Genomic DNA, 9,349 nt, shown 5'->3' with positions numbered 1-9,349 from the left:
GAGCTCACCGCCCGCGCCGACGCGCGTCTCGGGCCCCGCCCAGCGGGCGAGCCGCGCGGCGCCGGTGAGCAGCGGCGCGGCGAGCGCGGCCCGCGCGAACGGCGCTTCGGAGTGCAGCAGCACCGGCGGCAGGGTGGCGGGGCTTACGGACATCGGCTGATTCTCCTCCGAAGGATGGGGCGTCCCCTGCTCGAGCGAGGTCGAGTGCCCGGGGAAAGGTCTGCTGGGGCTGAAGCCTAGACGGATTTGGCCCCATGCCGCCCGGTTCATGTCCCTGTCAGAAGACATACACGGTGAGAACACCCGCCGAACCTTGACAACTCCCCTGGCCACACAAGAGATTGACGCGCGTAGAGCGCTGGGCGCCCGCCGGTCCTCCCTCTGGCTTTCACCCGCTCTCACCGGCTCGCCCTGGCTCTCACCCGCTCCATACGACCTCACCCTCATCCGGAGTCACTCCATGCCGCTCATATCCCGTGCCACCCGGTCCCGTGCCACCCGGCCCACCGTGAGATCCGCCGCCGTCGCCACCGTCGTGGCGACCGCCCTGGCGGCCGGTCTGCTCGCCGCGAGTTCCTCGTCCGCGTCCGCCGCCGAGGTCCGCGTCCACGACATCCAGGGCACCACCCGCCTCTCGCCCCTCGCCGGGCAGCAGGTCACGGACGTGACGGGCATCGTGACCGGCGTCCGCTCGTACGGCTCGAAGGGCTTTTGGATCCAGGACCCGAAGGCCGACGCCGACCCCGCGACCAGCGAGGGCGTCTTCGTCTACACCGGCTCTGCCGCCCTGACCGTGAAGGCCGGTGACGCGGTCCGTGTCTCGGGGACTGTCGGCGAGTACGTTCCCGGCGGCGAGTCGTCCGGCAACCAGTCCCTGACCCAGCTCACCAAGCCGACGGTGACGGTCCAGTCGTCCGGCAACGCGCTGCCCGCGCCGGTCACGGTGAACGCCAAGGCGGTGCCTTCCGCGTACGCGCCCGACGGCGACCCCGGAGACGGCGGCAGCATCAACGCACTCCCGCTGAAGCCCCGCTCGTACGCCCTCGACCTCTACGAGTCCCTGGAGGGCATGAACGTACGCGTCGGCACCTCGCGCGTGGTCGGCGCCACGGATCCGTACTCGGAGCTGTGGATCACCGTGAAGCCGCACGAGAACCCGGACCGGCGCGGCGGCACGGTGTACGGGTCCTACGACGACCAGAACACCGGGCGCCTGCAGGTCCAGCAGCTGGCTCCGATCTCCGAGCGGCCCTTCCCTAAGGCGAACGTCGGCGACGCGCTGTCCGGCGGCGCCGAAGGTCCCCTGGACTTCAACCAGTTCGGTGGATACACCCTGGTGGCGCGGACGCTCGGCGAAGTCAAGGACAAGGGTCTCGTACGGGAGAAGACGCGGCGGCAGACCAAGGGCGAGCTCGCCGTCGCGACGTACAACGTCGAGAACCTCGACCCCGGTGACCCGCAGACGAAGTTCGACGCGCTGGCGGGGGCTGTCGTCTCGAACCTGGCATCGCCCGACATCCTCGCCCTGGAGGAGATCCAGGACGACAACGGCGCGAAGAACGACGGGACCGTCTCGGCGGAGGCGACCCTGAAGAAGTTCGCGGACGCGATCGTCGCAGCCGGTGGACCCCGGTACGAGTGGCGATCCATCGCCCCGCAGAACAACAAGGACGGCGGGGAGCCGGGCGGCAACATCCGCCAGGTGTTCCTCTTCAACCCCGAGCGGGTCTCCTTCACGGACCGGGGCGCCGGTGACGCGACGACGGGCACGGGTGTCGTACGTTCCTCCGGCGGACGCGCCGCGCTGACCCTCTCCCCCGGTCGTATCGACCCCGCGAACACCGCGTGGGCGGACAGCCGCAAGCCGCTGGCCGGTGAGTTCAGCTTCCGGGGGCGGAGTGTCTTCGTGGTCGCCAACCACTTCGGGTCGAAGGGCGGCGACGAGGGTCTGACGTCGCGGCACCAGCCTCCGGTGCGGTCGTCGGAGGCGAAGAGGCTGCGGCAGGCCCAGGCGGTGAATTCCTTCGTGCGGGATGTGCGGAAGGTGCAGAAGGGGGCGGATGTGGTGGTCGTGGGGGACGTGAACGACTTCGAGTTCTCGGCGACGACTGCCGCGCTCGAGGCTGGGGGCGCGCTGAAGTCTGCCGTCAAGTCCCTTCCCCGGTCGGAGCGTTACTCGTACGTGTACCAGGGGAACTCGCAGGTCCTGGACCAGATTCTGACGAGTCCGGGGGTGGGAAGCGGGTTCGCGTACGACAGCGTGCACATCAACGCGGAGTTCGCGGAGCAGAACAGTGATCATGATCCGCAGGTGCTGCGGTTCCGGCCGTAGGGCGGCCTCGCTGTTCTGGCTTCCCGCTCGTTACGCGTAGAGCCTGAGCAGCCAGTCCCGCCAAGCCATTTCGGTGCCCTTGGCGTCCGCCTGCGGTGCGAAGTCGTGGATGCTGATGCTCACCGGGGCGCCGAAGTGGTTGCGGCCGAAGAAGCGGTAGAGGGCGGTGTCCGTGCGCAGGCCGATGAAGTGCCGGCTGCGGAAGTCGACCATCGCGTCCAGGGGTTCGCCGGGGGCGTCCACGCGTACGCGGGCGCCTTCCGACGCGTCGTCGGGGAGGCCTAGGCGGCGGCCCAGTCTGACGAAGGCGTCTGGGGCGGCGGCGGGGGCCGGGGGCGGGGCTGGGGCTGGGGCCGGGGCGTCGAGGCTGGTGAAGGTGACGGGGAGGCCCGTGAAGTACGTCAGGTACTGGCGCAGGGTGTGCAGGTAGAAGTCGGTGTGCCTGCTGGCCCCGTCGTACTGGTTGTTCCAGTCGTCGGTGAGGATGCCGCTGTGTACGTAGCGGACCCATGAGCGGCGGCCGCCGTCGCGGGGCTCGATGGTGCGGTCCAGCTGGTTGAGGGTCTGGCCCGGTGGGAGGCCTTCGGGGTCGTCGACGCGGTCGGTGAGGCGGTGCGGGGGCTCCCAGCGGGTGACGGTGCCGCCGAAGGGGGCGGCGCCGCCTTCGCGGGGTTCGTACTCCGCCATGGGCCACAGCCAGCCGCCGGTGCCGGTGGTGAACGCGTCCCAGACCTCGGCAGGAGAGGCATCGACCTCAAACTCCCGCTCGATCTCAAACTCCTTGCCGGTGGCCATGGCGACTCCTTGGGGGTTCGGGTGGGTGCGGGTGCGGGTGCGGGTGCGGTGCTTGTTCGTCTGTGGGGCGGGGCCGTGCCGGTATGTCCGTCCTCGCTATCGTCCGGTGGCCGCAGGGCTACTTCGGCCCCGGAGCGCCGCGAACCGTGCTCCGGGCAGACATACCGGCACGTCCCCTCGCGCCTCGCTGCCGACTGCGAGCCGCCGTCCCTGTCCCTTCCGGCAATCGAGCGCGCTGCGGGGCAATCGGGCGGGTGGGCGGGAAAGCTCGTTCGTCCAGGGTCGGATGCGGGGTGAACGGGCGGGTGGGCGGGAAAGGTCTGTCCCCCCAGCCCCCCGCAGGGGACCTTCACGGCTCCACCGCCGGAGGCACAGGCGAAGGGTGGAGCGCGACCACCACCCGGTGGTCGCGACCCCCCTCGCCCCCGGCCCCGTACTTGTGGATCAAGGCCCCGACCCCGTCGGTCAACTCCGCCACGAACGCCGCCCGATCCGCCGCCGAGGCAAAGCGGACCTCCCCGTCCAAGGCGTACGTGGCCAGCCCCTGCCGCGCCTTCTCCGCCCCCGTGATCAACGCCCCCACGTCCCGGACCAGCCGCGCGGCCACCGCCAGGAGCCACCGCGCGGAGAGCTGGTCCCGGGCCCGCCCGGGATCGGGCTGGACCGCGCCGAGGGCGGTCGGTGAGATGACGTACGACGCGGCCGATGCCCGCATCAACCGCTCGGTCACGTTCCCCTTGCGCCGCTCCCCCGCCAGCACGACGAGCCCGTGCCGCTCCAGCGCCTTGAGGTGGTAGTTGACCTTCTGCCGGGGCAGCCCGACCCGGCCCGCGAGCATCGCGGCCGAGGCGGGTCCCTGAGCCAGCTCGGCAAGGAGCCTTGCCCTGATGGGGTCGAGCGACGCGGCGGCGGCCGCCGGGTCCTCGATCACGGTGACGTCCAACATGACTCCACCGTCCCACCGACAATTATTTTCGTCCAGGGGAATGTTGTTGTCGGGGGTATGGGGGACACAGAGGCCGGAGTGTGCGGTGGTGGTGGCGGGCGGCGACGGGGGTGACGGCACCCCGTCGCCGCTCAGGCCTAGCGCTCAGCGCTCCGGCTGGAAGCCGTACGCCAAGCTGTACCTGCCCTCCTCCGGCAGCCCCTCCCCGCTCTCCCACTCCTCGTAGCGGATCACCCGCCCGCCGTCCGTCGTCACGTGGAAGTGGACGGAGATCAGGCCCGGCGCCGCCGGCCCGGCGTCGCCCTCGGTGATCACAATCGCCCCGGCCACCCGGCCGTCACCTGCCGCCCGCGCCACCCCGTCCCGCAACCGCGTCTTGTGCAGCCCAAGCCGTTCGATGCCCGGCACGGCCTTGTCGATGTCGGAGTTCCGCTCGTCCCTGCCGTGGGCGAAGAAGTCCTGATACGCCTCGTCGTCCCGCCAGTGCGAGCGGTGCGCAAGCGTCGAGCCGTCCGCACCGGCGTACACGGTGTACGAGAGCAGGCCATCGTGCGGCCACGGGCGGCTCTCCCAGGCCTCGGCGATCGCTTCGGCCGTCGCCCGCTGCCGCTCCGGGGTGCCCGTGCTCCACGTACTGAGGAAGACGAGTCCGCCGTCCGCGCGGGCCGGGTCGGGGAGGGTGGTGGCGTCCGTGCGTGTCTTCATGGCCTGCTCCTTCGGTCAGTGTGTGCGGGTGGCGCTGCGCCCGTCACGCACACACTGCTTCCTCAAGCTCGCTTGAGGTCAAGCCCGTTCGGGCGAGGCCACCGGAGCGAGATCCGGCCGCTTCGCCTCGCGCCCGTCGCCCGAAGAGCGTCCCCTTACGCGTCGCCACACCCACGGGCCCATGAACCCCGCGAACCATGCCGCCTCCGCCGCCACCGTGCGCAGCGTGGACACCGGAGGCGGCGGGGGCAGCAGCGGCCGTACCCAGTCCTCGTGGCCGGGGATGCCCAGCGCGTCCGCCATGCCGGCGGCGATGCGGGCATGGCCCAGCGGGCTCGCGTGCAGGCGGTCGGCGCTCCACAGGCGGGGGTCCGTGGTGACCCTGTGCGGGAACGTGTCCAGGACGACGACGCCGTGGCGGTCCGCCGCCGCGCGGATGCGGGCGTTCAGGTCGAGGACGCGGGGCAGTGCCCTGCGTGCGAGCGGCGAGATCCGCCCGAGGTCCGGGAACGTCACCGTGGCCACGCGCGCGCCCGCCGCGGTCAGCTCGGTGAACATGTCCTCGATGTCGCGGGCCACTTGGGCCGCGTCGAAGCCGGGGCGCACCAGGTCGTTCATGCCAGCCATCACCGTGACCAGGTCGGGGCGCAGCGCCAGGGCCGGGGCCAGTTGCTCCGCCTTGATGCCCGCCGTCAGCCTGCCCCGTACCGCGAGGTTCGCGTATCCGAACTCCGGGTTCCCCTCGGCCAGGATCTCGGCGAGCCGGTCGGCCCAGCCGCGGTGCCCGTGGACGTCGTCGCCGTCTCCGACCCCTTCCGTCTGGCTGTCGCCGATCGCGACATAGCGCGCGTACGCATGCGTCGTCATGGCCAGAGCCTCCCCCTGGAGTCAGGGCACGTCAACGCGGTGGTGACCCGCGCGCCAGACTCCGGCCCATCGCTGGACGAGGGACGACTGTGTGCGACTAGCCTCCCCCTTTCCCCGTCCCTTCCCCCGGCCCTTCTCCCGCCAGACGCGCCAACTCCCCCTGGAACAAGTCGAGTCGAGCCTGTAGCAGCGCCGCCTCCGCGACCAGCTCCGGCACCCCCATGGCCTCGGCAGGCGACCCCGGTACGGACTCGGGGTGCGCTGCGGTGACCGTGAGGCCCTCCCCTGCGCGGCGGGCGAACTCCGCGAGCCGCAGCGACATACGTCTGCCCGCGCAGGCGCCGCACGCCCCCTCGACCACCCGCCACCCCGGCCTGCCCCACCCGGCGTCCACGAGGACCGAGGCCCGCGCGCCGCAGCCGCACGGCCGCACGGTCACCGTGCGCACCCGCTGGCGCGCGTACCGGAAGCCGCGCTCGAAGCGGATGTACGCGCCGAGCACCGTCACCTCCAGCAGCGCCGCCCCGCGGTGCTCGGCGGTGCACAGGAGCGCCTGGGCCGCGGCGCGTTCGTGGACGCAGTGGAAGCCGCAGTCGCAGCGGCGGTGCGGGGCCGTGTGGCGTCGGCCGTAGACGCAGTGGGCCGCGTCGAGCGTGCCGTAGGGCAGGGCCGCGCCCAGGGAGATGCCGGTGAACCCGGCCCTTGCGCCGTCCTGGGACAGCGCAAGGCGGGCGATCTTGTATCCGGTCGGCGGCTCCTTCGGGCGTTCCGCGGGGAGCCGCAGCCTCATCGGATCGCGGGGACCTCGGCCACCGGGGCCTCGGCCGCAGGCTCCTCGGCCGCGGGTGCCGGTTCGGGCTCCGCCGCCGCGCGTTCCACGGCTTCCTGCCGCGGCTGCTCCTGCGGCGCTTCCTCGGCGATCCCGGTGGCGAGTGCTTTGCCCAGCCTCATGACGCCTCCTGTGGCCGACGGCCCTGCGGCCGTCCGTCGACTACCGTCAGGCCCCATGGTGACCCATACGGGGGCGAGTTGGCACTAGGGACCGGCTTCCTCGCGGCGACCTCGTAGCGATCCTGTCGCATATCTCGTAGCAGAATTAAGTGGAGCTTCAGCGTCCTTGTGCCGACACTGCCTCTATGACCTCTCCCTCATCAGCGCCTCCCCCCTTCGGTCGCGCCCTCTGCGCGATGGTCACGCCCTTCACGGACGACGGTCTGCTCGACCTCGACGGCGCGCAGGTGCTCGCCGAACGCCTGGTGGCCGAGGGATGCGACGGGCTCGTGCTCTCCGGCACCACCGGTGAGTCCCCCACCACGTCCGACAGCGAGAAGGCCGCGCTCGTGCGCGCCGTCGCCGAGGCGGTCGGCGACCGGGCCGCGATCGTCGCGGGCGTCGGCAGCTTCGCCACCCGGCACACCGTCGAGACGGCGCTGCAGGCCGAAAAGGCGGGCGCGGACGGCCTGTTGGTGGTCACGCCCTACTACAGCAGGCCGCCGCAGGACGCCGTCGAGGCGCACTTCCTTGAGGTCGCCGACGCGTCGGGGCTCCCGATCGCCCTGTACGACATCCCGGGGCGCACCGGGACCCGCATCGAGCCGGAGACGATGCTGCGGCTCGCGGAGCATCCGCGGATCGTCGCCGTGAAGGACTGCGCGTACGACCTGATGGGCACCCAGAAGGTCCTGTCCCGTACCGACTTGGCGTACTACACCGGCTGCGACGAGTACATCCTGGCGCAGTACGCGGTGAGCGGCGCCGGATACATCAGTACGGTCGCCAACGTCGTGCCGCGTCAACTCAGGGCGGTCATCGACGCGTTCGACGCGGGCGACACGGCCGGGGCCAGGCTGCTCCAGCAACAGGCCATGGAACTCATCGAGTTGATGATGGGCTCAGGTCTTCCCGGCACGGTCACCGCCAAGGCTCTGCTCGGCGCGCTCGGCCTGCCGGGCGGCCCCGTCCGGGCACCGCTGCGGCCCGCCGGCCGCGAGGCGACCGACGGGCTGCTGGCCGCGTACGAAGCGATGAGCCGCTTGTCGCCGACCGGGGCGGACATCTGCTGACGGTCCCGGAACGCCCCGGCCAGGGCCGCGTCCCGTACGCCATGGCATACGGGATTTCAGCCCGCGGCGGGGAAGCCCCCGGCCTTGGTCCACAGGAGCTTGTCGCTGCCCCCGCTGAACGTGGCCTTCTTCCCGCCGGTGGCGACGGCGATCTTCTCCCAGCCGTCGAAGTCCTTCGTGAGGTGCGTGGCCCACTTCGTCAGCGGGCCCGTGGCGACCGCGGCGACCGACTCGGTCGGCGGCTCACCGTCGGCGCAGTACACACCGAAGTCCCCGAAGGCCGCGACGGTGCCGTCCTTGGCCTTGAGCGTGATCCCCTGGCAGGCGTCGGTCTTCGTCTTGTGGACGAGGGCCGACTTGGACCAGCCCTTGGCCTTGGGGCTGTAGTCCTGCACGAGGAGCCCCTTGCCCTTCATGTAGTGCATCGCCACGCGACGCCCGTCGGGGAGCTTGACCTGTGCGTTGAACGGGCTCGGGCTGCCGCTCCAGTGGATGTCGCTCTTCTCCAGCGGGTAGCGGTGGTCGCCGGTCGAGATCCGGCTCGCCCCCTGCGCCGCCCCCTGGCCGACGTCCTCGGCCTGCCCCGCGCCCTGACCGCACCCGGCCACCAGCGCGAGCACCGCCACTCCACTCAGGGCCAGGGCCCGGATACCCGCTCGGTGCATGTCGCTCTCCTGTCGTCCCACGCGGCATACGCACGCATGGGAGGGCAGCTTACGCAAGAGCGCCCTCCGGGTGACCGGAGGGCGCTCTGTGGGTCGGTGATGCTCAGTTGTGGCTGTGCAGCACGTCGTTCAGGCCGCCCCACACCGCGTTGTTCGGGCGGGCCTCGACGGCGCCGGTGACCGAGTTGCGGCGGAAGAGGATGTTCGAGGCGCCGGAGAGCTCGCGGGCCTTGACGATCTGCCCGTCGGGCATGGTCACCCGGGACCCGGCGGTGACGTAGAGACCGGCCTCGACGACGCACTCGTCGCCCAGCGCGATGCCGACGCCCGCCTCGGCGCCGATCAGGCAGCGCTCGCCGATGACGATGCGGACGTTGCCGCCGCCGGAGAGGGTGCCCATCGTGGAGGCGCCGCCGCCGATGTCGGAGCCGTCACCGACGACGACACCGGCGGAGATGCGGCCCTCGACCATGGAGGTGCCGAGCGTGCCCGCGTTGAAGTTCACGAAGCCCTCGTGCATGACGGTCGTGCCCTCGGTGAGGTGCGCGCCGAGACGCACGCGGTCGGCGTCGGCGATGCGGACGCCCTTCGGCGCGACGTAGTCCGTCATCCGCGGGAACTTGTCGACGGACGTCACCGAGAGGTGCAGGCCCTCGGCGCGGGCGTTGAGCCGGACCTTCTCGACGTCGTCGACGGCGACCGGGCCCAGCGAGGTCCAGGCGACGTTGGCGAGGAAGGCGAACTGGCCGTCCAGGTTCACGCCGTGCGGCTTGACCAGGCGGTGGCTGAGCAGGTGCAGACGCAGGTAGACGTCGTGGGCGTCCAGCGGCTTGTCGTCGAGGGAGGCGATGACCGTACGTACGGCGATGATCTCCACGCCGCGGCGGGCGTCCGGGCCGATGGCCTTGGCGGCGCCCTCGCCGAGCAGCTCGACGGCGCGCTCGGCGGTCAGCCGCTCGCTGCCGGCGGGGCCCGC

The 9,349-nt window shown here is 71.7% G+C and carries 10 protein-coding genes; 2 read left to right on the top strand and 8 right to left on the bottom strand.

Annotated features, from left to right (window positions below; all coding sequences use genetic code 11):
* Nucleotides 1-460: 460 nt before the first annotated feature.
* A complete protein-coding gene (locus ABD378_RS38685; protein WP_344529146.1) occupies nt 461-2,332 on the top strand; it encodes an endonuclease/exonuclease/phosphatase family protein in 1,872 nt (623 codons plus the stop codon).
* Between the two features lie 30 nt (nt 2,333-2,362).
* Here the strand turns inward: ABD378_RS38685 and ABD378_RS38680 are convergent, their stop codons facing one another.
* From ABD378_RS38680 to ABD378_RS38655, 6 genes are all read right to left on the bottom strand, one after another.
* Entirely contained in the window at nt 2,363-3,127 is a 765-nt protein-coding gene (locus ABD378_RS38680) for an SRPBCC family protein (protein ID WP_344529144.1), read from the bottom strand.
* A gap of 349 nt (nt 3,128-3,476) precedes the next feature.
* Nucleotides 3,477-4,073 (bottom strand): ArsR/SmtB family transcription factor, encoded by a 597-nt coding sequence (locus ABD378_RS38675; RefSeq protein ID WP_344529142.1) that lies wholly within the window; start codon nt 4,071-4,073, stop codon nt 3,477-3,479.
* 144 nt (nt 4,074-4,217) lie between these two features.
* Complete coding sequence (locus ABD378_RS38670) at nt 4,218-4,778, bottom strand: hypothetical protein (RefSeq protein WP_344529140.1); 561 nt, start codon at nt 4,776-4,778, stop codon at nt 4,218-4,220.
* A 78-nt stretch (nt 4,779-4,856) separates the two neighbouring features.
* A complete protein-coding gene (locus ABD378_RS38665; protein WP_344529138.1) occupies nt 4,857-5,645 on the bottom strand; it encodes an SGNH/GDSL hydrolase family protein in 789 nt (262 codons plus the stop codon).
* Between the two features lie 97 nt (nt 5,646-5,742).
* On the bottom strand, nt 5,743-6,435 hold the full coding sequence (locus ABD378_RS38660) for a hypothetical protein (RefSeq protein ID WP_344529136.1): 693 nt from the start codon (nt 6,433-6,435) through the stop codon (nt 5,743-5,745).
* Nucleotides 6,432-6,596: a hypothetical protein gene (locus tag ABD378_RS38655; protein ID WP_344529134.1), complete on the bottom strand. Its 165-nt coding sequence runs from the start codon at nt 6,594-6,596 to the stop codon at nt 6,432-6,434. The genes ABD378_RS38660 and ABD378_RS38655 overlap by 4 nt, the downstream gene beginning before the upstream one ends.
* A gap of 185 nt (nt 6,597-6,781) precedes the next feature.
* On the opposite strand from ABD378_RS38655, the gene dapA reads away from it, so the two are divergent.
* On the top strand, nt 6,782-7,708 hold the full coding sequence (gene dapA / locus ABD378_RS38650) for a 4-hydroxy-tetrahydrodipicolinate synthase (protein ID WP_344529132.1): 927 nt from the start codon (nt 6,782-6,784) through the stop codon (nt 7,706-7,708).
* A gap of 56 nt (nt 7,709-7,764) precedes the next feature.
* Here the strand turns inward: dapA and ABD378_RS38645 are convergent, their stop codons facing one another.
* Both ABD378_RS38645 and dapD read right to left on the bottom strand, forming a co-directional pair.
* Nucleotides 7,765-8,373: a hypothetical protein gene (locus ABD378_RS38645; RefSeq protein ID WP_344529130.1), complete on the bottom strand. Its 609-nt coding sequence runs from the start codon at nt 8,371-8,373 to the stop codon at nt 7,765-7,767.
* Between the two features lie 103 nt (nt 8,374-8,476).
* A partial coding sequence (dapD, locus tag ABD378_RS38640) for a 2,3,4,5-tetrahydropyridine-2,6-dicarboxylate N-succinyltransferase (RefSeq protein ID WP_344529128.1) occupies nt 8,477-9,349 on the bottom strand: 873 nt, incomplete at its 5' end.

The organism is Streptomyces rectiviolaceus (assembly GCF_039533825.1).
Lineage (GTDB): Bacteria > Actinomycetota > Actinomycetes > Streptomycetales > Streptomycetaceae > Streptomyces > Streptomyces rectiviolaceus.
Note: the sequence above shows the minus strand (reverse complement) of the source record. Positions and strands in the feature narration are given on the sequence as shown.